Genomic DNA, 24,190 nt, shown 5'->3' with positions numbered 1-24,190 from the left:
TTCGATTGCATGAATCCGCACCACAGGGAGGGATCGTGCAGGAATCCGCCACCTTGACGGAGGCCGACCTCGCGCTGGCCAACGCGCTCCAGCTCGATCCGCGCGCCCCGTGGAGCCGACTCGCGGGCCCGCTGGGGCTGGACCCGGCCACCCTGTCCCGGCGATGGGCGCGGCTGCGGGCGAGCGGCAGCGCGTGGGTCACCTGCTATCCCGGCGGGGCGCAGGCGGAGTACGCGGCGTTCGCGCTGGTGCAGGTGGCGTGCGCGCCCGGCACCTGCGAGGAGACGGCCGCGCTGCTGTCCGGTGACGGCCGCGTCTACAGCGTGGAGATCACCGCGGGCGCCTTCGGGCTGCTGCTGACGGTGGCCGCCCTCGACCATGCCTCGCTCGCCGCGTACGTGCTGCGCCGGCTGGGCCGGCTGCCGGGCATCACCGGCACCCGCACCCACCTGGTGCAGCGCATCTACCGGGAGGCGAGCCGATGGCGGATGGACGCGCTGAGCCAGCGTCAGCAGCGCGGTCTGGAACGGGCGGCGGCGGAACGCGCGGGCGCGGAACCGGCCGGCGTCGACGAGCAGCGGCTGGTGATCGCCCTGGCCGCGGACGGCCGCCAGTCCTACGCGCAGCTCGGCGAGACACTGGGCAAGCCGGAGAGCACGGTGCGCCGGACGCTGGCCGCCGCGCTGGGCAGCGGCCGGGCGGTGGTGCGCTGCGAGACGGCGCACCTGATGGCCGGCTGGCGGGTCACCGCGACGCTGTGGCTGGCGGTGCCGCCGGGTGAGCTGGAGCAGACCGCCGAGACGCTCTGCGCGATGCGGCAGGCGCGCCTGGTGTGTTCGGTGGCGGGCGAGGCCAATCTGCTCGTGCAGGTGTGGCTGCACGGCCTGGGCGAACTGTCGCGCTTCGAGGCGCAGCTCGCCGAACGCCGGCCGGCCGCACGGGTGCTGGAGCGCAGCGTCACCTTCACCTGGGTGAAGCGGATGGGGCGCGTCCTGGACGCGCTGGGCCGCAGCCTGGCCTACGTCCCCATGAACGTACGGGACGGCGACCGCACCTCCCGGGGCGGCTGAGGAGGTGCGGCCGGTCCCGCTCCTACAGGCGGGGCCGCCGCTCCGGCGCGAACGGGTCGGGCATCAGCTCCTCCAGGGCGCGGCCGACCCGGAAGGCCGTGGCGTCGTCGAAGGTCCGCCCGACGATCTGCACGCCGGTGGGCACGCCGTACGACGACCAGCCGCTCGGCACGGTCAGCACCGGGCAGTTGCCCGCCATGTTGAACGGCAGGGTCATGCTCAGCACGTTCCACGGCCCGTAGTCGGTGCCGTCCAGGACGCAGCCGTCGAGCATGTCGTCCCCGGCGCGGAACACCGGCACGGTCGTCGTCGGGCACACCAGGGCGTCGAAACCGGCCGTCGCCTCGGCCAGTTCCCGTTGCAGGGCGACCTGACCGCGCAGCCCGTACAGCAGGTCGGCCCGCTCGCGCACCTCCCGCATCTGCTCGGCGTACCGCAGCGTGTACGGCATCAGCAGGTCGGCGTGCGCGTCGGCGAGTTCCGTCATGGCGGCGCCCTGGCGGGTGGCGAAGTGCGGGGCGACGGCGTGCAGGAGGCGCTCCACCGTCCACGGCAGGGTGATCTCCTCCACGACCGCCCCGGCCCCGGCGAGGGCGGCGGCCGCGGCCCGCGTGTTCTTCTCCACCTCCGGGTGCACCTGGTAGTCGCCGAGCCGCACGCACAGCGCGAGGCGCATCCCCGTCACCGGCGGGGAGGAGTCCGGCAGCACGTAGGCCGGGCGCAGCGCGTGGTGGTCGCGCGAGTCGGGGCCGCACAGCACGTTCTGGAGCAGGGCGCAGTCCGCCACCGTGCGGGCCATCGGACCGTCCGCACGGTAGGTGTCCGCGCCGCCGATCCCGGCGGCGGCCACCCGGCCGTGGGGCGGCTTGAACCCCACCAGGCCCGTGAACGCGGCCGGGATGCGGATGGAGCCGCCGATGTCCGAGGCGGTGGCCAGCGTCGTCGAGCCCGCCGCGAGCGAGGCCGCCGCGCCGCCCGAGGAGCCGCCGGGGCTGTACTCGGGCTGCCAGGGGTTGCGGGTGACGCCCCACAGCCGGGAGTGCGTGTACGTGCTCACGCCGAACTCCGGCTGCGTGGTGCGGGCGTGGATGATGCCGCCAGCCTCCAGCACCCGGTCGATCACCGGCGCGTTCTCCGTCGGCGGGTCGCCGGACGGCAGCAGCGAACCGTTGGTCAGCGGGCGTCCGGTCATGGCGTGCAGTTCCTTGGCGGCCACCGGCAGACCCTCCAGCGGCCGGGGCGGGCGGCGCGCGCCGGGCGCGTACCGTGCCTCCGCCTCGCGCGCCCCGTCCAGCGCCTCGTCGAAGAGGCGCTCGGCGAGGGCGTTCACGACCGGCTCGGTGCGCTCGGCACGGGCGATGACCGCCCGCATCAGCTCGACGGGGGACAACTCCCGCCGCGCGAACAGCCGCAGCGCCGCCACGGCCGGGAGGTAGGCCAGATCCTCGTCACTCACCCCGCGCCTCCCCGCCGGCCGCGCGGACGGCGGCGGTCTCGGCGGGCGTCAGCCCCACGCTGATCACACCTTCGGCGCGGCGGCGGCCCTCCGGTGAGCGGGTCAGCTCAGTGGTCACGTCGGTGCGGTGCGCCACGGCGGCGGACTCGGCCGCCGCCCAGGCGAAGATGCCGCGTGCCATGATCGAGGTCTCGGCGGCGGCGCGGGCCGCGTACACCTCGGCGCGGGCGGCGGCCACCGACCGGTCCCCGGGTTCCGCGAGGGCCGCTGCCTCCGCGAGATGGGCGGCCAGCCGCAACTCGCCACGGGCGGACAGCGCGCGGGCCCGGTCGGCGAGCTTCTGCGCGCCGCCGGCCAGCTCCGCGAACTCCCGGGCGACGGCGGCGTCCGGCGCGGGCTTGAGGTGCGCGGGGTTCTGGTCGTACCAACCGCCCCACAGGCGCCACAGGTTGCGCACCACGAACTCCGGCTCGTCGTAGGCGGGGCGCAGATAGGGGCGGGCGAGCAGCTCCTCGGGCAGCCGCACCCGCTGGACCACCTCGTCGAGCCGCAGCCCTTCGTTCATCAGCGTGCGGGTCTGCTCGCACAGCGTCTCCAGCAGCTCGGCCGTCTCGCCGAGCGCCTGCCGCACCCGGTCGGCCCCGAACACCGGTACGCCGTGCCCCGGCAGCAGCACCTCGGCGCCCAGCTCCGCCATGCGGCGCAGGGCCGCCGCCCACTCCTCGGGGTGACGCTGCACCTTCTGCGGGTTGCCCGCGTTGGGCGCGTGCCAGATGAACAGGTCGCCGGTGCACAGTGTGGACAGCTCCGGTATCCACACGTAGGTGTGGTCGTCGGTCTCGCCCCGCGCGTGCACCAGCTCGAACGTCAGGTCTCCCTGGCGGAGGGTGTGCCTGTCCCGGTAGGTGAGGTCCGGGTAGCGGTAGCGGGTCGGCCACTGGAGGGTCGGTACGCCGAACTGCCGCCGGTTCGCCTGCGTATTGTACCCGGCCGTGGCGACGTACCGGTCGAACCGGTCGGCCACCGCCTCGTGGGCGATCACCGTGGGCCGCTCGCCGCCCTCGCGTTCGGCGTCCGCGTCGAAGCCGCCCACCCCGAAGACGTGGTCGACGTGGCCATGGGTGAACACCACCGACCGCACCGGCACCTGGGGGCCGCGGAAGGCCCGTACGGCCGTGTGCAGCGCGTCGGCCGTCCGCACGTCACCGGAGTCGACGAGGACCAGCCCGTCCCCGGTGTCGAAGGCGAAGACGTTGGCGAACGCGGCGAACAGGCCGGTGCGCTCCCCGACCGGGATCAGCCCCTCGGCGGCGAAGGCCCCCGACAGGTGCGCGGTGAGGTCGTCCTCACCCCACCAGACGCGGTCGACGTACTCGCTGTATGCCAGGGGATCGACAGACGGTGTGGCCATGGGCTCTCTCCGTTCCGGTACTGCGTGCTGTGACGTGCGCACGAGTGTGCGCTCCGGGCGCGCACCGTCAGTAGCGGCCTTCGTCACAGGTCTTGCCGTACCGCCCTGTGACTTGTCACAGTCCTGGGGTGCACCCGTCCGACGCCGCCCGCGCCCTGGCCGACCGCTGCCTGCGCCGGGTCAACGAGGTGGCCCGGCAGGCCGCGCGCGGCGACTTCGAGAGCCTGCCCGGCTACGCCGCGCTCCCCGGCGACATGAAGGACCTGGAGATCGCCGCGACGGTACGGCACGGTCTGCGCGGCTTCCTCGGGCACGGTGTCCAGGGCGGGGAGCGGGCCCCGGAGCCGGCGACGCGTTCGCTGTTCGAGGAGCGGGCCGAGCAGCGGGCGGAGGAGGGCATGCCACTCGACCTGCTGCTCAGCGCCTATCTGCGCGGCGCGCAGGTCATCGCCCGGCTGCTGCGGGAGACGGCGCGTCCGGGCGAGGAGGCCGCGCTCGCCGAACTCCTGCACGCCCTCCTCGACGCGCAGGAGCAGGTGGTGGGCACCCTCACCCGCGGTTATCTGCGGGCGCGGACGGTGCTGTCGGACGAGGGTCGGCGGGCCCGGGAGTCACTCGCCCGGGCCCTGCTGGAGGGAACGCCCTCGGCCGGCCCCCGCGACCTGGGAGTGCTCGCCGGGGCGGAAGAGATCGGCGTGCTGGTCGTCCTCCTCCCGGACGACGGTGACGGCGGCGCAGCGGGTGGCAGCGCGGGTGGCAGCGCGGGCGGCGGCACGGCAGGCGGCAGCGCGGCGGGCGGCAGCAGCGGCAGTGGCGGTGCCGTCGCGAGCCGTCGTGCCGAGCGGCGTACGCGTCTGGCCCTGCACCGGGCCCTGGGGGCGGACGTCCCCCTGGCCGTCGACGGGACCAGGGTCCGCGCCCTGCTGCCCGGCCCGTACGACACTGCCGACCTCGGACGGGCGCTCGGCGTGGCCCTCGGCGGCCGGTGCCCACACGGCGCTCTGGTCGCGGCGGCGGGACCGGCCGAGGTTGCGTCGGCGGCCCGTACCGCGGACCGGGTGCTGACCGTCGCCGTGGCCTGCGGCCGGCCCCCCGGCGTGCACCGGCTGTCCGACGTGCTGCTGGAGTACCACCTCTCCCGCCCGGGCGACAGCGCCCCGCACATCGCCGCGCTCCTCGACCCGGTGGCCGAGCGCCCCGAGCTGACCGACACCGTGCGGGTCCACCTACGGCTGGCCCGCAACCGCCGGGCCACCGCCCGCGAACTGGGCGTCCACCCCAACACCGTCGACAACCGCCTGTCCCGCTTCACCGCCCTGACCGGCGTCGACGTCACCACCGACCACGGAGCCGCCCTCGTCCTGGCCGCCACACTGCTGCGCGAGGTGCCTCACGTCCCGAGCAGCGGGTTGGGCAGCGGCCGGTAGCGGGCGTCGGCCCCGTCTGCGCCGGTCCAGCGCAGCAGCAGGTTGGTCTTGGCGGGGAGGGTGGGCGCGGCGAGCAGGGCCGGGATCTCGGGCAGGTCGTGGCGGGCGAGGGCGGCGCGGAGGGCGGGGCGGGGGTCGAACCCCCGGTGGTGCTCGGCCAGCACCCCGGCGAGCTCCAGCAGGTGGTTGACGACCAGGCAGTACACCAGCCGCTCCCAGCCGGCCGCGCGGGGCGTGTCCGGCAGGAGCCTGACGCCCTCAGCGTCCCGGAAGAGGGCCTGCACCGGTGTGCCGTCGGCGTCCACCGCGACCAGCGTGTTCTGCAGGTGGGCCTCCAGGACCACCCCGTCGTCGGCGAAGGCGGTCAGCACGGGCGGGACGACGGCGTCGAGGTACGCCGCCCACCAGCGCGCGGGGTCGGTGGTGACCGCAGCGGGGCTGCCGGGGAAGTCCTCCACCAGTGCGGCGGCGAGCAGCGGGGTCGCGCCGGGCAGGACGCGGTCCCGCAGTCCGTCGCGGACCACGACGGCCAGTTCCTCGAAGGCGAAGTCCGCGGTGCGGTAGCCGCGGTCGCCGAGCCAGGCCGCCGGGGACCCGATGGCGGCGAAGGCCTCGGTGACCGCCGTGTCGGTGCGGCGCAGTCTCATCAGGTCGTGGCGCCACAGGCGGCGGACGTCGTTGGTGATGCGCACGTCGAGGCTGAACTTCAGGAACAGGTCGCGCCCCGGAAGGTACTCGGGGGCGTACACCGTGCGGATCGCGGCCGTCGGCCAGGTGGCGAAGCCCGTCGTGCCCAGCCGGACGAGACGGCCGTCGGCGAAGGCCGGGGCCAGGGCGGTTCCGGTCAGGTCGAGCTGCCAGGGGTGGGCCGGGAGCAGCCGGTACCCGGGCGGGGCCTCGCCCAGGGCGTCCAGGGCGGCGGTGTCGCCCTCGTCGACGACGGTGTCCTCGCGCACGCCGAGCAGCGGCAGCGTGAAGCGGGCGTGCGCCTCGGGCGCGTACGGCAGCCAGCCCGCGTGCGGGCCACCGCCGCGCGCCTTGGGGGCGGGGTGGTGGGTGTGGCCGGTGAGCAGGGACTGCTCGGAGCGGAGATACGGGTCCCCCGACGGGGTCGCCCGCGCGCGTGCCGTCAGCAGCGCGGCCACCGCGTCCCGGCTGTCGGTCATCTCGGTGGGCAGTTCGTGGTTGGGCAGACCCGTGTGCCGGCGCAGCTCCTCCGCGACGAGTTTCACCAGCTCGGTGTGGCCGACGCGGTGCCAGCCGCCCGCCGCACGCACCTCCGGCTCTGCGGGTCGCCGGCCTCCGCGTACGCGCAGCAGTCTGCCGCCGGGCAGCCGGTACACCGGCCGGGTGCCGGGGCCCGGCAGCGGTTCGGCGACCTCGCGCAGCAGGCAGTTCAGCAGCGGCACCGCCGCATGGGCGTCGGCGCGTTCCGCGACGTCGTCCGGGGAGGCGGCGTCGGCGCCGGTGGGCGGGGGCAGGAGATCCACGCGTTCCACTCGTTCCCTACGGTCTGTCCATGGCGGAGATGGCGGGGACGATCAGTATGTCTGTCGTCGCCCCCGTGCCGTGACGTCCTACTCGTACCCGAGGAGCCCGCCCGTGCATCGTCCCCCCAGCGCAGAGGCCGAGGTAGCCGACGAGCTGGCGGCCGTCCGCCCCGGTCTGGTCGCCCGGTTCACGGCCGAGCTGCCCGGCGCCCGCGCGGCCGTGCTGTCCCGGCTGTGGCGGGCGTTCGCCCATGAACCCCTGCCGTGGATCGCCGGCCGGGAGCCCGCCCGGGAGGGACTGGTCCTGCGTCTTCGGGACGGCCGCCGACTGGCCGGTCCGGCCGCCGACCCGTACCGCACGGACGGTTACGTCCGCGTCGTACGGCTCGACGAGGTCCCGTACGGCGATCCGGCGCGGCTGATGGCGGACCTCGCCGTGCCGCACTCCGCGGGGTTCGCCGCCGAACTCGGGCACAGTGCCGCGTCGTTGGCGCTGTCGCGGGCGGGGCGGGAGAATCACCCGGACGAGTGGCCGGACAGTGACTGGGCCTGGGAGCAGCGGGTGGTCGACGGGCATCCGTACCACCCCGGCTGCCGTTCCCGACCGGGCTTCTCGGTGGCGGAGCAGCTCGCGTACGGGCCCGAGCACGGGCCGGTGGTGGGGCTGAGGCTGGTGCCGGTTCCGGCGGCCGAGTGCCTGATGACGGGCGGGTGGCCGCGGGAGCTGCGCGACGGGGCGGACGTACTGCTGCCCGTGCACCCGTGGCAGGCCGCGCACGTGCTCAAGCGACCGTGCGACGACCAGCTCGCCGCCCACCCGCTGATGTCCCTGCGCACGCTCGCCGTGCCCGGCGGACCGCACGTCAAGACCGCGCTGAGCACCCGGCTGACGTCCTCCGTGCGGGACATCTCGATCGCCTCGATCGCCGCGTCGGCGACCCTGTCGTCGTTCGGCGAGGATCTGGCGGCCCGCACGGACGGCCTGCTGCACGTGACCCGCACGCTGGGGGCGGCCACCGCCCACTCCCCCGACCTGGCCGCCGTACTGCGCGAGTCGCCGCGGGTGTACGCGGACCCGGGCGAGTACGTCGTACCGGTGGCCGCGCTGGCGACCACCGAGCTGCCCCGCTCCCCGGCGTGGCTGGCCTCCTTCGCACGTCTCGCGCTCACCGTCGGTCTGCGTACGCTGGAACTGGGCGTGGCCCTGGAGGCACACGGCCAGAACCTCCTCGTCGTGCTGTCCCCGGCGGGCGATCCGCTGCGCCTGGTCTACCGCGACCTGGCCGACATCCGCGTCAGCCCGGCCCGCCTCGCACGGCACGGCGTCCCGGCCCCCGAGCTGCCCGCCCGCATGCTCACCGACGACGCGACCACCCTGCGCCGCAAGCTGTTCGGCTCGCTGGTGGGTGGCGCGCTGGCGGCGACGGCGGGATCGGGGGCGGCGCTGGGCGCGGCGCTGGAAGGGGCGGTACGGGAGCTGCCGCACACCGGGGATCTGAGCGCGCTGTGCGCGGAGTCCCTACCGGTGAAGGCGTTGACGGTGATGCGGCTGACCCCGGGGCGTACGGGCGACATCTGGACCGTGCTTCCCGGTCCCCTGACGGCACGGCCACGAACTGACGGCTGATCGGCTGATCGGCTGAGCAGTCTCATCAACGCGAGCCAGGTCGTGATCAACGCGCCTGCCCCCGGACACCTCCCCGCCACCCGCGGCCCGCACCGGGAGGCCGTTCGCGGCTTCGGCGACCCGGGTGCGACCGGTGAGCGGAACCTCGCGCGGGAGCCGGCGGAGGAGATCTCCGCGCACCCCGCGGCGGTGGTCCCCCTCTGCGAACTCCACCCGGACACCGGCCGGTGCGCGCACCGGGCCCGGCCGGCGGGGCTGTTCACGCCCGCCGAGGGGAACGGCGGTACGGACTGACGGTGCGTCCGCCGCGTGTCCGGCGCCGGCCACCCGTCGTTTTGGAGCCCGGCACCTTTGATCAATAAGATCCGCCGATGATCACAAGAACACGGCTGGCGGCGGGTGCCTGTGCCCTGCTCGCCGCGCTGACGGCCGGGATCGCCTTCCCGGCCGGAGCGGCCGCCGGTGAACCCACGGGCGAGGACGCGCCGAAGGTCAATCTGGTGCTCGACGTCAGCGGTTCGATGCGGACGCGGGACATCGACGGCGGTACCCGGATGGCCGCGGCGAAGCAGGCGTTCAACGAGGTGCTCGACGCGACGCCCGAGGAGGTGCGCCTCGGGATCCGGACCCTGGGCGCCGACTACCCGGGCGACGACCGCAAGACCGGCTGCAAGGACACCGCGCAGCTCTACCCGGTCGGCCCGCTGGACCGCACCGAGGCCAAGACGGCGGTGGCGACGCTGGCACCCACCGGCTGGACGCCGATCGGCCCCGCGCTGCTCGAGGCGGCCGACGACCTCGACGGCGGCGACGGTTCCAAGCGCATCGTGCTGATCAGTGACGGCGAGGACACCTGCGCCCCGCTCGACCCGTGCGAGGTGGCCCGGGAGATCGCCGCCAAGGGCATCGGACTGACCATCGACACGCTGGGCCTGGTCCCCAACGCCAAGATGCGGCAGCAGCTCAGCTGCATCGCCGAGGCGACCGGCGGGACATACACCTCGGTCGAGCACACCGACGAACTCACCGACAAGGTCAACCAGTTGGTGGACCGCGCGGCCGACCCGGTGGTGACTCCGGTCGCCACCGAGGGCGCGGACGCGTGCGCGAAGGCGCCGACGCTGAAGTCGGGGCTGTACACCGACCGCGAGGAGTTCGGCCGGCAGCGCTGGTACCGGGTGGACGTGGAGCCGGGCCAGGAGCTGCGCGCCTCGGTGAGCGTGGGTGCCGACCGCGCCGTGAACCCCTCCTACGGGGTGCTGCTGCGGGCGGTGACCGTGCACGGCCGGGAGATCGTGCGCGGCGAGGCGGCCGGCGACGGCCGCACCGATGTGCTCTCCACGGGGCTGCGGTATCCGAAGGCGGAGAGCGACGAGGAGGACGACGCCCCTGCCGAGACCGTGTGTCTCCAGGTCACCAACTCCTTCTCCGTCGCCGCCGGTGTGAAGACCACGCCCGGGCTGCCGCTGGAGCTGACCGTCGACGTCGTGGACGGTCCGAGCGACGCCGGCGACGTGGCCTCCTTCGGCCTCGGGCGCGGCTGGTGGCTGCTCGGTGCGCTGATCCTGGCCGGGTTCCTCGCCGGTCTGCTGTGGGGCTGGCTCTCGCGCTGGCGGTTCGCGGTCTGGAGGACCAACTGATGCGTTTCACCCGAGTGTTGGGCTCCGCGGCGCTGTTGCTCGGTCTCGCCGCGTCCCCCGCGGCGGCCGACTCCTCGCCCTCCGCGAGCCCGTCGGACGACGGCGGCGCGCCGACCGAGGCGGGCACGGCCTTCCGTACGGCGACCGAGATCGAGCAGGGGCAGCAGGCCACGGCGAACGGCTCCGCCGGTGACTACCTGTACTGGTCGTTCCCGGCCGACGCCGGGCAGCGCCCCACCGTCAAGGCCACGGTGAAGCTGCCCGAGACGCACGCGGCCGAGACGTGGCGGATCGACGTGTACGACGGTCTGCGCCGCCGCCAGGCCTGTCAGTACGGCGCGCAGTCCCGTACCGCCGCGGCGGGCACCTCCTCGGTGGAGCTGGCCTGCGTGCTGCGCACGGTCCGTGCCTGGTCGGAGCCGTGGGCCAATGATCCGCTGCCGGGGACGTACTACGTCCGGCTGACGGCGGTGGACCTGCCGACGTCCGACCTCGGTGTCCCGGTCGGCGCCGAGGTCAGGGTGGACTCCAAGGACATGGGCGGGGCGGCCGCGGTGGACGGTTCGCTGGCCGAGCCGCTGGTGCCGGGTGTGGCGATGACGTCCGGCGCGGACTCCGGTGCGGGCGGGGAGGATTCGGACCGCGGCGCCGTGCTGTCCGCGATCGAGCCCGATGACGGCTGGTCCTCCGGCTGGTGGTCCGACCGGTGGGTGTGGACCGGGATCGGCGGCGTGCTGGCCGCGCTGGCGGGCATCGGCGGATACGCGCTGACCCGCGGGGCGGGACGGGGACGGCCGGGGCGGGTGCCGCCGGGCGTCTGACGCCTCCCCGGAAGGCCCGTCCCCCTGAAGGCCCGTCCCCCTGAAGGCCCGTCCCCGGCGGGCCTTCAGCCGTGCCCCTTCAGCCGTGCCCCTTCCGCCGTATCACCCCTCCCGGAGTGCCTTGGCCGCCGTTCCGTCACCGGTCACCGCCACGCGGCCGTCCCGCACAGCGTCCCGCAGGCCGAACTCCCCACGACTGAGCGCGGCGCAGGTCCCGGCGTCCAGCACGAGCAGGGCGTCGGGCTCCCCCGGCGCGGACCCGTCGCCGTACACGGGGCCTTCCCCGGCCCCGCCCGCGTGGAGATGGAAGTCCCCCTCATCGAGCCGGACCTCGACGAGCCCCTCCTCCACCCCGGCCTCCCGCAGGGCCCGCAGCAGGGGGAGCGCGAACCAGTGCGCCCGCAGGGCGTCCGTCGGCCTCCGCTCCCCCAGCTCGCCGGCGCCCCACGTGCCGAGGGCCTCCAGCACCGGCAGCAACTCGCGCCCGCGAGGGGTCAGTTCGTAGACGTACGCCGCTCCGGGCGGGGGCAGCCGGCGCCGGGTCGTCAGCCCGTCGCGCTCCATGTCCTTCAGCCGCGAGGCGAGTACGTCCGTGCTGACGCCGGGCAGGTCGGCGTGCAGGTCGGTGTAGCGCCGCGGACCGGCGAGCAACTCCCGGACGATCAGCAGGGTCCAGCGGTCGCCGACGGCGTCGAGCGCGCGGGCGGCGGAACAGTACTGGTCGTAGCTTCGGCGAGGTGACATGCGACGCAGTGTAGACAAGTTGTTGGACTTTCCAAGCTCCTACTTGGTAAAACCAAGCAACACCAGATACCGGAGGGGAAGCGCCGCAATGGAGTTCCGGCAGTCGAACAAGCTCAGCGAGGTCTGTTACGAGATCCGCGGCCCGGTCATCGAGCAGGCCAACGCGCTGGAGGAGGCGGGGCACAGCGTGCTGCGCCTGAACACCGGCAACCCGGCGCTCTTCGGTTTCGAGGCGCCGGAGGAGATCCTCCAGGACATGATCCGCATGCTGCCGCGGGCGCACGGATACACCGACTCGCGCGGCATCCTCTCCGCCCGCCGAGCCGTCGCCCAGCGCTACCAGGCCCTCGGCCTGGAGGTCGACGTGGACGACGTCTTCCTCGGCAACGGCGTCTCCGAGCTGGTCTCCATGGCCGTACAGGCCCTGCTGGAGGACGGCGACGAGATCCTGATCCCCGCCCCCGACTTCCCCCTCTGGACGGCGGTGACGACCCTCGCGGGCGGCAAGGCGGTCCACTACCTGTGCGACGAGCAGGCGGACTGGTACCCGGACCTGGCCGACATGGAGTCCAAGATCACCGACCGCACCAAGGCGGTCGTCATCATCAATCCCAACAACCCTACCGGCGCCGTCTACCCCAAGGAGATCGTCGAGGGCATCCTCGACCTCGCCCGCCGCCACGGCCTGATGGTCTTCGCCGACGAGATCTACGACCAGATCCTGTACGACGACGCCGTGCACCACTCGGCCGCCGCGCTCGCCCCCGACCTGGTGGTCCTGACCTTCTGCGGCCTGTCCAAGACCTACCGGGTGGCGGGCTTCCGCTCCGGCTGGCTGGTGGTCACGGGACCGCGGCAGCACGCGCGCGACTACCTGGAGGGCCTGACCATGCTGGCCTCCATGCGTCTGTGCGCCAACGCGCCCGCCCAGTACGCCATCCAGGCGGCGCTCGGCGGCCGCCAGTCGATCCGCGAGCTGACGGCTCCGGGCGGACGCCTGCGCGAGCAGCGGGACGTGGCCTGGGAGAAGCTGAACGAGATCCCGGGTGTGTCGTGCGTGAAGCCGAAGGGCGCGCTGTACGCGTTCCCGCGTATCGACCCCAAGGTGCACAAGATCCACGACGACGAGCGGTTCGTCCTGGACCTGCTGCTGAGGGAGAAGATCCAGGTGGTCCAGGGCACCGGCTTCAACTGGCCCTCCCCCGACCACTTCCGCATCCTGACCCTGCCCCACGCCGACGACCTGGAGGCCGCCATCGGGCGGATCGGACGGTTCCTGGGCGGGTACCGGCAGTAGCCTGGGCGGCATGGGTGATCTCTTTCTGGTCCGGCACGGTGAGACCGAGTGGTCGCGATCCGGACGGCACACCGGGCTGACGGACGTTCCGCTGACCGAGCACGGCCGGGAGCAGGCGCGCGGTCTGGTGCCGTTGATCCGGTCGCACCGGATCGGGGCCGCTTTCGTCAGCCCGTTCCAGCGGGCCCGGGAGACGGCGGAGCTGATCGGTCTGCACGAGGTGCGGATCGAGCCGGACCTGCACGAGTGGGACTACGGCGGGTACGAGGGGATCACCACGGTCGAGATCCACCGGAGCCGGCCGGACTGGTTCCTGTTCACGGACGGGGTCACGTCCGGGCCCCCGGGCCACCCCGGGGAGACTCCGGAGCAGGTCGGGGAGCGGGCCGACCGGGTGCTGGCCAAGGTGGAGGCCGCGTTCGCGAACACCGAGGGGTGCGTGGTGCTGGTGGCACACGGGCACTTCCTGCGGGTGTTGACCGCGCGGCACCTGGGGCTTCCGGCATCGGACGGCGCCCTGTTCCAGCTGGGCACGGGGACGCTGTGCCGGCTGGGTACCGAGCACGGGCGGCCGGTGATCGCCGCGTGGAATGTCAGACCTCCGTCCTAGCCTGCTGAGAAGACGCCGTCTCCGAAGGCGTCACCAGTGAGGGAGGGAGGACGCCGTGGCACTGTCGCCCACCGCCGCGCAGCGGCGTGTCATCGACGCCGCCGACCCCGCGACCGGGCGTCTGAAGGGGACGGAGGCGCAGCTCGCGGCGCTGGTGAAGCGAGGGCTCGCCTTCCGGCACCCGCGCCCGCCGCACGACCACTTCCTGACGCCGGCCGGGCATCGGATACGGGAGTCCCCCGCCGAGCCTCGGACACCGGCGACGACCGAGCCCGCGGCACCGCCCGCCGCGCCGACCGCCGGTGGGGTGTTCGCCGCGCGGGTGGGCGGGGAGGACGCCGGGCCGGGCGACGCCGGGCCGGCGCGGCTGCGTGAGGTGCGCGGCGCCTGGCAGGGGCTGCTGGAGCTGCGCCGGATGACGCGTTCCGACGGGAGCACGGACCGGCCCTGCGGGTGGGAGCGGACACATCTTGTGCAGGCCGCCGCGCTCGCCCTGGAGGCGGCGGGACACCGTCCGGCCGGTCCGGACGGCGGCGACGGGTACCGGGTGCGCGCGACACCGCAGCCGGAGGCCGTCGCCGTGTACGAGCCCGACGGCACCGCGCTGCGGGGCTGCGGGGCCACCCTGGAGGGCGCGGGCTGGCAGGTCGGTGAGTACACGGAGCCACGGACCAGGGTGCGCTATCTGCTGGCGTCCCCGCGCAAGGTGTGACGGCCGCGTCCGTGCCAGGATCGGGCGTCAGCATGTCCACGAGGAGAGGCAGCAGCGGTGAGCGAGCCGTTTTCCGTCCCGGTGACCGTCCGCGGGTACGAGACCGACACCCAGGGCCACCTGAACCAGGCCGTGTACCTGAACTACGCCGAGCACGCCCGCTGGTCGCTGCTCCAGGCGGCCGGAATCCGGCAGGCCGACCTGGTCGCCCGCGGCGTGGGGCCCGTGGCCCTGGAGACGACCATCCGCTTCCGGCGGGAACTGCTCGCGGGCGACGAGGCCGAGGTGACCTGCGCGTTCGAGTGGGGCGAGGGCAGGACGTTCCGCATCCGGCAGGTCATTCGCAAGGCGGACGGCACGGTCGCCGCCGAGGTGGAGGGCGTCGGCGGGCTCATGGACCTCGGCGCGCGCAAACTGGTGGCCGATCCGCGGCAGCGGTTCAAGGAACTGGCGGTGCGGCCAGACCTGTTCGGCCTGTGACCCCGAAGCGGCGCTCAGGCGTCCAGCAGTTCCGAGCGGTGCTCGGTGTCGCAGCGGCCACTGGTGCGACCCCGGGGCTGCGGGTGTGAGTTGGTACTCCGCCTTCGGCGGCGGGGGCGGTGACGTGTGCGGGTCGGCACCTCTCGTCGAGGCGCCGACCCGCGTGTTTAAAGCACCCGGGCTCACGGCGTGGCCGCGGTGCGGGACGCCTCGGTGATCTCCTCCCCCGCCTCCATGGGATGGGTGACTTCCTCCGCCTCCCGTCCCTGGCCGATGTGGTTGAAGATCAGGTTGAGCAGGACGGCGGCCACACAGCCGGTCGAGATGCCCGAGTCGAGGATGATCTTCGCGTTCTCCGGGAACGAGTGGTAGAACTCCGGCGCCGCGATCGGGATGATGCCGACAGCCAGGGAAACCGCCACGATCAGGACGTTGTTGTCCTTGTCCAGGCTCGCCCGGACCAGCGTCTGGATGCCACTGGCCGCGACCGACCCGAACAGCACCACGCCGGCACCGCCGAGGACCGGTCGGGGCACGACGGCGATGAGCGAGGCGGCCATCGGACACAGGCCCATCAGGACCAGGAAACCGCCGCCCGCGGCGACGACGTAGCGGCTGCGGATCTTCGTCATCGCGACGAGGCCGATGTTCTGGGCGAAGGCGCTGCACATGAAGCCGTTGAACAGCGGGCTGATCGCCGAACCCAGGGTGTCGGCTCGCAGGCCGGCCGCGATGACCTTCTCGTCGGCCTTGCGGTCCACGATCTCGCCCAGGGCGAGCATGTCGGCGGTGGACTCGGTCATCGAGACCACCATCACCACGCACATGGAGAGGATCGCGGCGAGCTGGAACTGCGGGGCGCCGAAGTGGAACGGGGTCGGGAAGCCGACGACGCTCGCGTCCGCGACCGGCCCGAAGTCCGTGACGCCGAACGGGATGGCGATGAGCGTGCCCGCGACGAGGCCGAGCAGCACGGCGATCTGCTTGACGAAGCCGCGGGTGAAGCGGCGCAGGAGAAGGACGATGACCAGGGTGATCGCGGCCAGGCCCAGATTGGTCGCGGACCCGAAGTCGTCGGCTTCCGGGCTGGCGCCCTGCGCCCAGCCGAAGGCCACCGGCAGCAGGGATATGCCGATGAGGGTGATGACCGTGCCGGTGACGACCGGTGGGAAGAAGCGGATCGCCTTGCTGAAGAAGGGGGCCGCGATGAACCCGAGGAGTCCGGCGACGATGACGGCGCCGAAGATGATCGGCAGCGCGTCGGACTTGTCCTCGGTGGAGGCGACGATCGCGGTCATGGGGGCGACACCGGCGAAGGTGACGCCGTTGACGAAGGGCAGCCGGGCACCGATCTTCCAGATGCCGAGCGTCTGCAGGAAGGTGGCGAGGCCGGCGGTGAACAGGCAGGCGCCGGTGAGGAAGGTCAGTTCGGTGGCGGTGAGGCCGATGGCCGCACCGACGATCAGGGGTGGTGCGACGACTCCGGCGTACATGGCGGCCACGTGCTGCAGGCCGGTAGTCGCCATTTTCAGTGGCGGGAGTTTCTCGTCAACAGGGTGGTCGGCCACGGCGGCGTTCCTCCGGTCGGGTACACGTCGACTCTGACGCGGGTGTCAGGGAGGTGGTGCTGGTGGTGGTCGTGCGGGACCGTGACGGGCCGTTCGGGGAAACGGTGACCGCTCCGGGGGCGTGCGCATGGGCGCACGCCCCGGAGACGGCCGCCATGGACCCCGCTCGGGTCCACGGCTACCGGCCGGAAGCCGTCCCTCCCGGCCGGAGATCTAGTGGTGTTCAGTTGTACGAGGGTGACTACCGGCAGGCCGGCGGACCGGCTGCTCGGTGGTTCAGCCCTGCGCCGCGATCCGCGCCAGGCGGCGCGCCTCGTCCCGGGTGGAGCGGGCGATGGCGTCCTCGTCGACCGTGAGCAGCCGGCCGTTCTCGACGATCTGGCGGCCGTTCACGAACGACGCCGTGACCGGGGCCGCGGCGCCGAAGACCAGGGCGGTCACCGGGTCGGCGATGGAGGAGTGGGCGAGGGTGTCCATCCGCCACAGCACGAGGTCGGCCAGCTTGCCCGGCTCCAGCGAGCCGGTCTCGGCGGCCCGGCCCAGGACCTGGGCGCCGCCGTGGGTGCCCAGCCGCAGCGCCTTGCGGGCGTTCAGCGCGGCCTCGCGGTGGGCGCCGAGGCGGTTGATGAGCAGGGCGTTGCGCAGTTCGGTGTGGAGTTCGCCGGACTCGTTCGAGGCGGTGCCGTCCACGCCGAGGCCGACCGGGACGCCGGCGGCGAGCATGTCGGGGACGCGGGCGATGCCGGCGGCCAGTCGCGCGTTGGAGGACGGGCAGTGCGCGACGCCGGTCTTCGTGCGGGCGAAGGCGGCGATGTCGGAGTCGTTCATGTGGACGCAGTGCGCCATCCACACGTCCTCGCCGAGCCAGCCCGTGGACTCGAAGTAGTCGGTCGGGCCCATGCCGAACAGCTCGTGGCAGAACTTCTCCTCCTCCACGGTCTCCGAGCCGTGGGTGTGCAGCCGCACGCCGAGCCGGCGGGCCAGCTCCGCGCCCTGGCGCATCAGTTCGGTGGAGACGGAGAAGGGGGAGCAAGGGGCGACGGCGACCTGGGTCATCGCGTCGAAGGAGGAGTCGTGGTGCTCCTTGACGGTGGCCTCGGTGGCGGCGAGCGCGCCGTCCAGGCTCTCCACCGCGAAGTCCGGCGGCAGCCCGCCGTCGGACTCGCCGCGGTCCATGGAGCCGCGGGCGAGGGTGAAGCGGACGCCCATCTCGCGGGCGGCGCGGATGATCGCGCCGGACAGGTCGCCGGAGCCCTGCGGGAAGACGTAGTGGTGGTCCATGGCGGTGGTGACGCCGCCGCGGGCCATCATCGCGAGGGAGCCCTGGGCCGCCGCGTACGCCATCGGCTCGTCGACGCGCGCCCAGGTCGGGTAGAGCGCGACCAGCCAGTTGAAGAGGTTGTGGTCGGTGGCCAGGCCCCGGGTGATCCACTGGTAGAAGTGGTGGTGGGTGTTGACCAGGCCGGGCGTGACCAGATGGCCGGTCGCGTCGATCCGGCGGACCACGTTCTCCAGACCCTGGGGTGCCTGTCCCGCGCCGACTGACTCGATCCTGTTGCCGGCGAGGACCAAGTGGCCCCAGGCGATCTCGGTGTCGCCCGCGTCCACCGTGGCGATCGCGCAGTTCTCGATCACCACGCGCTCGGCCACGCGCTCGGCTGCCGATGATGCTGCCATGCTGCTTCCTTCTCTTTCAGTGGGCCCATGGGCGGGACGTGAGTACCCACGGGGAGGGCACGGCAGGACCCTAGGAGGATTTGAGTGCCGGAACCGTCTGGCGGCTCCGGGTGCCGAGATGGTGGAAGAACAGGTTGAGCGAGACCGCGACGAGCGCACCGGCGCTGATGCCCGAGCCGAGGACGGTCTGGGCCCACGCCGGGAACTCGGCGTAGAAGGTCGGCGCGGCCAGCGGGATGATGCCCGCACCGAGCGCCACGGCCACCAGGATGATGTTGGAGCTGTCGTCGAGACCGGCCTCGGACAGCGTGCGGATGCCGCTGACGGCGATCGAGCCGAAGAGCACGATCCCGGCACCACCGAGGACCGGCATCGGGACCAGGGAGACGACCGCGCCGAGGACCGGGAAGGCGCCGAGGACCAGCAGGGTGGCGCCGGCGACGGCGACGACGTAGCGGCTGCGTACCCGGGTGAGGGAGACGACGCCGACGTTCTGGGCGAAGGCGGAGGTGGGGAAGCCGCCGAAGACCGGGCCGACCAGGGTGGCGAGGCCGTCGGTGCGCAGGCCGCGAGTGATGACCTTGGAGTCGGCGCGACGGTCGCAGATCTCGCCGAGGGCGAGCATGCCGGCGCTGGACTCGGTCATCAGGACCAGCATCACGATGCACAGCGACAGGATGGCCGCGGGCTGGAACTCGGGGGCGCCGAAGGCGAAGGGCGTGGGCAGCGCGGCGACCGGGGCGGACTTCAGGGCGCTGAAGTCCGCCATGCCGGCGGGGATGGCGGCCAGAGTGCCGATGAGCAGTCCGAAGAGCAGGGCGACCTGCTTGAGGAACCCCTTGCCGAAGCGCTGCATGACGAGGATGACGCCGAGGGTGAAGGCGGCGAGCGCGAGGTTGCGCATCGAGCCGAAGTCGGCGGCGGCCTTGTCGCCGCCCTGGGCCCAGCCGACCGGGACGGGCATCAGCGTGACGCCGATGAGGGTGATGACGACGCCGGTGACCAGGGGCGGGAAGAAGCGCAGCAGCCGGCCGAAGAACGGGCCGACGGTGAGACAGAAGACACCGGCGACCATCACCGCGCCGTAGATGGCGGGGAGTTGGCTGCCCTCGCTGTTGGTCTCGGCGATGGCGAGGATGGGCGCGATGCCGGCCGAGGAGGCGGCGTTGACGAACGGCAGGCGGTTGCCGACGAAGCCCTTCACGCCGATGGTCTGGATCAGGGTGGCGATGCCCGCGATGAGCAGGCTCGCGGCGATCAGCCGGGTGCGGCCCTCGAGGTCGAGGCCGACGGCCTGGCCGATGATGAGCGGAGGAGTGACAACGCCCGCGTACATGGCGGCGATGTGCTGGAGCGCGGCGGGGACGAGCCGCGAGGGGTGGAGCTTCTCGTCCACCGGGTGCACGGACGTGACGGCGTCCTCCTCGTGCACCGGCGGGGTGGAACCCGGGCCTGTGACGGGCCCTTTCGCAGGCAGTGCCATGTTGTTTCCTCCGGTGTGGCGCGCCCCCGGGTCCGGATGGCCGGCCGGGGGCGCGCTGTCCGCGTCAGAGGTTGGTCATGTCGACCGGGATGAGTTGCTCGGCGCCGTCGCGCAGGATGGTGGCCTCGATCAGGCCGTAGGGGCGGTCGGCGGCGTAGTAGACGGCGCCGTCCTTGGCCTCGTTGTCGATCCCGAAGGGCGACAGGTCCGAGCGGAAGTGGTGCTTGTTGGGCATCGAGAAGCGGATCTCGTCCACCTCGTCGCGGGAGTTGAGCACCCGCACACCCATCTCGAAGAGGGTCTGCTGGAGCGAGTACGAGTAGGTCTCGGCGAACGCCTGGAGCGCGTGCTTGCGCACACCGTTGTACGAGCGGTCCCAGTCCGGGGCGTGCGAGTCGACGCCGTCCCAGTTGTGCCGCCACCAGGTGGAGACGGTGGTGGCGAGGATCCGGTCGTAGTCCTCCTTGAGGGTGGTGTACTTGTCCTTCAGGTAGCCGAAGAACTCGGAGTTGGTCGAGTTCAGGACGGTCAGGTCCTTGAAGCCGGAGAGCACCTGGATGCCGTGGCCGTCGTAGGTGATCTCCGCGACGCGGGTCTCCTGGCCCGTGCGGACGAAGGAGTGGGCGATCTCCTCCGAGCCGACGAAGCGGGCGCCGCCCTTCGAGGTCTCGATCCGCTCCCAGCCGTACTCCTCGACGCGGATGCGGGCCCGGTGGATGGGCTCGTTGTTGTCCACGAAGTGGCGGGCGAGCTTGACGCCGAGGTCCTCGGCGCTCTCGATCCCGTGCTCCTTGGCGAAGGCGAACACGGTGTTCTTGGTGGTGTCGGTCGGCAGGACGTTCGCGTTGGACCCGCTGCGGTGGACCTCCTCCATGTCGCCGGAGAGGGCGACGGAGACGTTCAGGTCCTTGATGTGGTGCGTGTCGCCGTCACGCGTGATCTTGACAACGCGGTTCTCTGCCTTGCCGTACTGGTTCTGTCCCAGGACGAAACGGGTCATGTGTCGGTCAGCTCCCTCGGTAAACGGAGTAGCCGAACGGGTTGAGCAGCAGCGGAACGTGGTAGTGCTCACCGGGCACCACCGCGAAGGTGATGGTGACCTCGGGGAAGAACACCGGCCGGCCGTTCTCGCTGTCCCGGAGCGCGGGGGCGTCCTGCTGGGCCGCGGCTTGTTTCTTGGCGAAGTACGTCTCGGTGTCGAAGTCGAGCCGTACGTGTGTGGTGCCCTCCGGCAGTGCCGGGAGGTCCTTGCACCGGCCGTCGGCGTCGGTCGCGGAGCCGCCGAGCGTCTGCCAGTCCGCCTCGCTGCCCGCGCGGGCGGCGAGTTGGACGGCGACGGCCTCGGCGGGGCGGCCGACGCTGGTGTCCAGGATGTGCGTGGACACGGAGGCGGTGGTGCTGGTGCTCATGGTCAGGCGTCCTGTTCGACGAGTCGGTTCAGGCGGATGCGGTTGATCTTCCCCAGTTCGGTGCGGACGATCTCCCGCTCCTGCTCGGGCGAGTTGCCGATCCGCTCCAGAGCCGCGTCCCTCATCTGCTCGCCGGTCCGGCCGGTGGCGCAGATGAGGAAGACGTGGCCGAACTTCTCCTGGTAGGCCAGGTTGAGTTCGAGCATCTCCGCCTTGAGTTCCTCGGCGGCGCCGGCCATTCCCGCCTGCTCGCGGGACGAGGTCGGGTCGCCCGGCTTGGGGCGGCCGATCGGCGGATGCCCGGCCATCGCCTCCGCGAGGTCGTCGGCCGTCAGCTCGGCCATGGCGGCGTCACTGGCGGTGTACAGGTCCTCGGGGGTGGCGAAGGGGCGGGCGGCGATCAGTTGCCGGGCCCACGCCGTGGAGGCACACGCCTCGTGGAGTTCCGCGAGTGCCGCGGACTCCTCGAGGGTGTTGAAACGGGCCAGGCCCGACGCGGAAGTGGACGTCACGGGAGCCTCCGTGGCCTTGTGCTGAACGGGCGTGCCGATAGCTAACGCCCTCGGAAACAAGCCGTCAACACTTTGTTGAAAATTCGGGGTAACGAAAGCCGCCGCCCGGTAACCGGACGGCGGCCTGCCGTTCATGAGGTTGTGCCTGGTCAGACGCCGTTCTCCGGTCAGGCGCCCTTCTCGCGGTTGAGGTAGTTGTACACGGTGAACCGGCTGACACCGAGGGCGCCGGCGACGGTCTCCACTCCGTGTCGTACGGAGAAGGCGCCGCGCGCCTCCAGGGTCCTGACGACCTCCTGCTTGCTCCGCCGGTCGAGCTCGGCCAGCGGCCTGCCCTCCCGGCGCTCCATGGCGGCCAGGATGTGGTCCAGGGAGTCGGCGAGCTGCGGCAGGCGTACGGCGACGACATCGGCGCCCTCCCAGGAGAGCACGACGTCGTCCTGGCCGGCCTCGTCCGGCGGGAGTATCTCGCCGCCGATGGCGTCGACCAGGGGCTTCACGGCCGCGATGAAGGGCTCCTCCCCCGCGCCCGTCACCGCTCGCCCTCCCCGGCCACGCTCTCCTCGACCACGTTGACCTGGAGCGAGATCCGGGTGGCGCCCGCCTCCAGGGAGCGGCGCAGCAGCGCGTCCACGGCGGTGAGTACCGCGTCGGCACCGCCCTCGGCGGTGTTGCCGAACGGGCCGACGTCGACCTCGTCCAGCTCCGCGGCCTCGACGACCTCCCGGGCCACCACCGCGTGCGCGGGTGCCTCGTCCAGGTCGAAGGGCTCGGTCGTGAACTCCACTCTCAATCGCACCCGGTCAACCTAACGCGCGGTGACCGTTTCCGCCGCCCCCTCTTGACAAGCTCCGCCGACCGACGGCAATCTTCCATTAAGCAGAAACGAACTTCCGTAATGCGGAACACGATCGAAACGGAAGGGAGCGCGGCACCCGATGGGATTTGCAGATCAGCGCTTCAACGTCAACCTGTCGATCCTCTTCACGGAACTCCCGCTCCTGGAGCGTCCCGCGGCCGCCGCCGCGGCCGGCTTCACCGCGGTCGAGCTGTGGTGGCCCTGGATCGACTCGCCCACCCCCGAGCAGTCCGAGCTCGACGGCCTGAAGAAGGCCATCGAGGACGCGGGCGTCCAGCTCACCGGGCTGAACTTCTACGCCGGGAAGCTGCCGGGCCCCGACCGCGGCGCCCTGTCGATCCCCGGTGAGGAGTCGGACCGGTTCCGCGCCAACATCGACGTGGCCGCCGACTTCGCGAAGTCGCTGGGCTGCACGGCGCTCAACGCCCTGTACGGCAACCGCGTCGAGGGCGTGGACCCGGCCGAGCAGGACAAGCTGGCGCTGGAGAACCTGGTCCTCGCCGCCCGCGCGGCCGACCGGATCGGCGCGATCCTGCTGATCGAGGCGCTCAACAAGCCCGAGTCGCCGCTGTGCCCGCTGGTGTCGGCGCCGGCCGCGGTCGAGGTCGTCGACAAGGTCAACGAGGCCACCGGACTCGGCAACGCCAAGTTCCTCATGGACCTCTACCACCTGTCCATGAACGGCGAGGACCTGCCGCGGGTGATCGAGCGGTACGCCGCGAAGACCGGCCACGTGCAGATCGCCGACAACCCCGGCCGCGGCGCCCCGGGCACGGGCTCCCTCCCGCTGGAGGAACTGCTCGACCAGCTGAGGAAGGCCGGTTACGACGGCTGGGTCGGCCTGGAGTACAAGCCGGGCGACAACCCCAGCGCCGAGGCCTTCTCCTGGCTGCCCGCCGAGGCCCGCGCGGCCCGCTGAGCGCCGTACCGCAGGAACTTCCCAGAGATTTTCAGAGAGGCACCCATCATGAGCACGCTTCCCAAGGTCGCCTGGATCGGTCTCGGCATCATGGGATCCCCCATGTCGGAGAACCTGATCAAGGCGGGTTACCAGGTCACCGGCTTCACCCTGGAGCAGGAGAAGCTGGACCGTCTGTCCGCCGCCGGCGGCACCGTGGCCGGCTCCATCGCCGAGGCCGTGCGCGACGCGGACGTCGTCGTCACCATGGTGCCCGCGTCCCCGCAGGTCGAGGCCATCACCTACGGCCCCGACGGCATCCTGGAGAACGCGAAGTCCGGCGCGCTGCTGGTCGACATGTCCTCGATCACCCCGCAGACCTCGGTCGACCTGGCGAAGGCCGCGAAGGACAAGGGCATCCGCGTCCTGGACGCCCCGGTCTCCGGCGGCGAGGCCGGCGCCATCGAGGCCGTACTCTCCATCATGGTCGGCGGTGAGCAGGCCGACTTCGACGCGGCCAAGCCGCTCCTGGAGGCGCTCGGCAAGACCATCGTGCTGTGCGGTCCGCACGGCTCGGGCCAGACCGTGAAGGCCGCCAACCAGCTGATCGTCGCCGTCAACATCCAGGCGTGCGCCGAGGCCGTGGTCTTCCTGGAGAAGTCGGGCGTGGACCTGAAGGCCGCCCTCGACGTCCTCAACGGCGGCCTGGCGGGTTCCACCGTGCTGACGCGGAAGAAGGACAACTTCCTCAACCGCGACTTCAAGCCGGGCTTCCGCATCGACCTGCACCACAAGGACATGGGCATCGTCACCGACGCCGCCCGCAACGTGGGCGCCGCGCTGCCGGTCGGCGCCACGGTCGCCCAGCTGGTCGCCTCGCTGCGCGCCCAGGGTGACGGCGGCCTGGACCACTCGGCCCTGCTGCGGGCCGTGGAGCGCCTCTCCGGCGCCCAGGTCTGACCGCGGACACCTCACGAGACCTCCGGGTGGCGCCGCCGC

24 protein-coding genes are annotated in these 24,190 nt (G+C 72.7%); 12 read left to right on the top strand and 12 right to left on the bottom strand.

What is annotated here, in order from left to right; all coding sequences use genetic code 11:
- Window positions 1-35: 35 nt before the first annotated feature.
- Entirely contained in the window at window positions 36-1,070 is a 1,035-nt protein-coding gene (locus tag ACFW48_RS27440; protein WP_386318831.1) for an Lrp/AsnC family transcriptional regulator, read from the top strand.
- Between the two features lie 22 nt (window positions 1,071-1,092).
- On the opposite strand, the gene ACFW48_RS27435 is transcribed toward ACFW48_RS27440, so the two are convergent.
- A complete protein-coding gene (locus ACFW48_RS27435; RefSeq protein ID WP_386318829.1) occupies window positions 1,093-2,526 on the bottom strand; it encodes an amidase in 1,434 nt (477 codons plus the stop codon).
- Window positions 2,519-3,937 (bottom strand): alkyl sulfatase dimerization domain-containing protein, encoded by a 1,419-nt coding sequence (locus tag ACFW48_RS27430; RefSeq protein WP_386318827.1) that lies wholly within the window; start codon window positions 3,935-3,937, stop codon window positions 2,519-2,521. Before ACFW48_RS27430 ends, ACFW48_RS27435 begins: the two co-directional genes overlap by 8 nt.
- A gap of 128 nt (window positions 3,938-4,065) precedes the next feature.
- Here ACFW48_RS27430 and ACFW48_RS27425 point away from each other — a divergent pair, with 128 nt between their 5' ends.
- Window positions 4,066-5,364: a PucR family transcriptional regulator gene (locus tag ACFW48_RS27425; RefSeq protein WP_386318825.1), complete on the top strand. Its 1,299-nt coding sequence runs from the start codon at window positions 4,066-4,068 to the stop codon at window positions 5,362-5,364.
- On the opposite strand, the gene ACFW48_RS27420 is transcribed toward ACFW48_RS27425, so the two are convergent.
- Window positions 5,328-6,863 (bottom strand): IucA/IucC family protein, encoded by a 1,536-nt coding sequence (locus tag ACFW48_RS27420; RefSeq protein WP_386318824.1) that lies wholly within the window; start codon window positions 6,861-6,863, stop codon window positions 5,328-5,330. The genes ACFW48_RS27425 and ACFW48_RS27420 overlap by 37 nt on opposite strands.
- 103 nt (window positions 6,864-6,966) lie before the next feature.
- On the opposite strand from ACFW48_RS27420, the gene ACFW48_RS27415 reads away from it, so the two are divergent.
- The 4 genes from ACFW48_RS27415 to ACFW48_RS27400 all read left to right on the top strand — a co-directional run bounded on the left by ACFW48_RS27415 (window position 6,967) and on the right by ACFW48_RS27400 (window position 10,942).
- Window positions 6,967-8,481 carry an IucA/IucC family protein gene (locus ACFW48_RS27415; RefSeq protein WP_386318822.1) on the top strand — a complete coding sequence of 505 codons (1,515 nt, stop codon included), beginning with the start codon at window positions 6,967-6,969 and terminating at the stop codon, window positions 8,479-8,481.
- Window positions 8,482-8,523: 42 nt separating this feature from the next.
- Complete coding sequence (locus ACFW48_RS27410; protein WP_386318820.1) at window positions 8,524-8,775, top strand: hypothetical protein; 252 nt, start codon at window positions 8,524-8,526, stop codon at window positions 8,773-8,775.
- Between the two features lie 77 nt (window positions 8,776-8,852).
- Window positions 8,853-10,121, top strand: coding sequence for a VWA domain-containing protein (locus tag ACFW48_RS27405; RefSeq protein ID WP_386318818.1), 1,269 nt, complete (start codon window positions 8,853-8,855; stop codon window positions 10,119-10,121).
- On the top strand, window positions 10,121-10,942 hold the full coding sequence (locus tag ACFW48_RS27400) for a hypothetical protein (RefSeq protein WP_386318816.1): 822 nt from the start codon (window positions 10,121-10,123) through the stop codon (window positions 10,940-10,942). Before ACFW48_RS27405 ends, ACFW48_RS27400 begins: the two co-directional genes overlap by 1 nt.
- A 102-nt stretch (window positions 10,943-11,044) precedes the next feature.
- Here the strand turns inward: ACFW48_RS27400 and ACFW48_RS27395 are convergent, their stop codons facing one another.
- On the bottom strand, window positions 11,045-11,686 hold the full coding sequence (locus tag ACFW48_RS27395) for a winged helix-turn-helix transcriptional regulator (protein ID WP_386318815.1): 642 nt from the start codon (window positions 11,684-11,686) through the stop codon (window positions 11,045-11,047).
- Between the two features lie 88 nt (window positions 11,687-11,774).
- Here ACFW48_RS27395 and ACFW48_RS27390 point away from each other — a divergent pair, with 88 nt between their 5' ends.
- The 4 genes from ACFW48_RS27390 to ACFW48_RS27375 are packed head-to-tail and all read left to right on the top strand — an operon-like array spanning window position 11,775 to window position 14,785.
- Window positions 11,775-12,983, top strand: coding sequence for a pyridoxal phosphate-dependent aminotransferase (locus ACFW48_RS27390; protein ID WP_386318813.1), 1,209 nt, complete (start codon window positions 11,775-11,777; stop codon window positions 12,981-12,983).
- Between the two features lie 10 nt (window positions 12,984-12,993).
- Window positions 12,994-13,593, top strand: a complete 600-nt coding sequence (locus ACFW48_RS27385; protein ID WP_386318811.1) for a histidine phosphatase family protein — start codon at window positions 12,994-12,996, stop codon at window positions 13,591-13,593.
- A 55-nt stretch (window positions 13,594-13,648) separates the two neighbouring features.
- Window positions 13,649-14,305 (top strand): hypothetical protein, encoded by a 657-nt coding sequence (locus ACFW48_RS27380; RefSeq protein ID WP_386318809.1) that lies wholly within the window; start codon window positions 13,649-13,651, stop codon window positions 14,303-14,305.
- A gap of 57 nt (window positions 14,306-14,362) precedes the next feature.
- On the top strand, window positions 14,363-14,785 hold the full coding sequence (locus ACFW48_RS27375; RefSeq protein ID WP_386318807.1) for an acyl-CoA thioesterase: 423 nt from the start codon (window positions 14,363-14,365) through the stop codon (window positions 14,783-14,785).
- Between the two features lie 182 nt (window positions 14,786-14,967).
- Here ACFW48_RS27375 and ACFW48_RS27370 read toward each other — a convergent pair whose 3' ends face one another.
- The 8 genes from ACFW48_RS27370 to ACFW48_RS27335 form a co-directional block, all read right to left on the bottom strand.
- Window positions 14,968-16,353 (bottom strand): nucleobase:cation symporter-2 family protein, encoded by a 1,386-nt coding sequence (locus ACFW48_RS27370; RefSeq protein ID WP_386318805.1) that lies wholly within the window; start codon window positions 16,351-16,353, stop codon window positions 14,968-14,970.
- Between the two features lie 276 nt (window positions 16,354-16,629).
- Window positions 16,630-18,030: an 8-oxoguanine deaminase gene (locus tag ACFW48_RS27365; RefSeq protein ID WP_386318803.1), complete on the bottom strand. Its 1,401-nt coding sequence runs from the start codon at window positions 18,028-18,030 to the stop codon at window positions 16,630-16,632.
- A 70-nt stretch (window positions 18,031-18,100) separates the two neighbouring features.
- Entirely contained in the window at window positions 18,101-19,513 is a 1,413-nt protein-coding gene (locus ACFW48_RS27360; RefSeq protein ID WP_386318801.1) for a nucleobase:cation symporter-2 family protein, read from the bottom strand.
- 64 nt (window positions 19,514-19,577) lie between these two features.
- The gene (gene pucL, locus ACFW48_RS27355) at window positions 19,578-20,513 is read right to left on the bottom strand and encodes a factor-independent urate hydroxylase (protein ID WP_121749901.1); all 936 of its coding nucleotides are present in this window, start codon (window positions 20,511-20,513) and stop codon (window positions 19,578-19,580) included.
- Between the two features lie 7 nt (window positions 20,514-20,520).
- Entirely contained in the window at window positions 20,521-20,922 is a 402-nt protein-coding gene (gene uraH / locus ACFW48_RS27350) for a hydroxyisourate hydrolase (RefSeq protein WP_386318799.1), read from the bottom strand.
- A gap of 2 nt (window positions 20,923-20,924) precedes the next feature.
- Window positions 20,925-21,434 carry a 2-oxo-4-hydroxy-4-carboxy-5-ureidoimidazoline decarboxylase gene (gene uraD, locus ACFW48_RS27345; protein ID WP_386318797.1) on the bottom strand — a complete coding sequence of 170 codons (510 nt, stop codon included), beginning with the start codon at window positions 21,432-21,434 and terminating at the stop codon, window positions 20,925-20,927.
- A 167-nt stretch (window positions 21,435-21,601) separates the two neighbouring features.
- Window positions 21,602-21,970, bottom strand: a complete 369-nt coding sequence (locus ACFW48_RS27340) for a helix-turn-helix domain-containing protein (RefSeq protein WP_386318795.1) — start codon at window positions 21,968-21,970, stop codon at window positions 21,602-21,604.
- On the bottom strand, window positions 21,967-22,233 hold the full coding sequence (locus ACFW48_RS27335) for a hypothetical protein (RefSeq protein WP_386318793.1): 267 nt from the start codon (window positions 22,231-22,233) through the stop codon (window positions 21,967-21,969). Before ACFW48_RS27335 ends, ACFW48_RS27340 begins: the two co-directional genes overlap by 4 nt.
- Window positions 22,234-22,372: 139 nt before the next feature.
- Here ACFW48_RS27335 and ACFW48_RS27330 point away from each other — a divergent pair, with 139 nt between their 5' ends.
- Both ACFW48_RS27330 and ACFW48_RS27325 read left to right on the top strand, forming a co-directional pair.
- A complete protein-coding gene (locus ACFW48_RS27330; RefSeq protein WP_386318791.1) occupies window positions 22,373-23,212 on the top strand; it encodes a TIM barrel protein in 840 nt (279 codons plus the stop codon).
- Between the two features lie 48 nt (window positions 23,213-23,260).
- Window positions 23,261-24,151 (top strand): 2-hydroxy-3-oxopropionate reductase, encoded by an 891-nt coding sequence (locus ACFW48_RS27325; protein ID WP_386318789.1) that lies wholly within the window; start codon window positions 23,261-23,263, stop codon window positions 24,149-24,151.
- Window positions 24,152-24,190 lie beyond the last annotated feature (39 nt).

Source organism: Streptomyces sp. NPDC058812, assembly GCF_042744565.1.
GTDB classification, from domain to species: Bacteria; Actinomycetota; Actinomycetes; order Streptomycetales; family Streptomycetaceae; genus Streptomyces; species Streptomyces thinghirensis.
The sequence above is the reverse complement of the archived record's forward strand: the minus strand, read 5'-3'. Positions and strand labels throughout refer to the sequence as shown.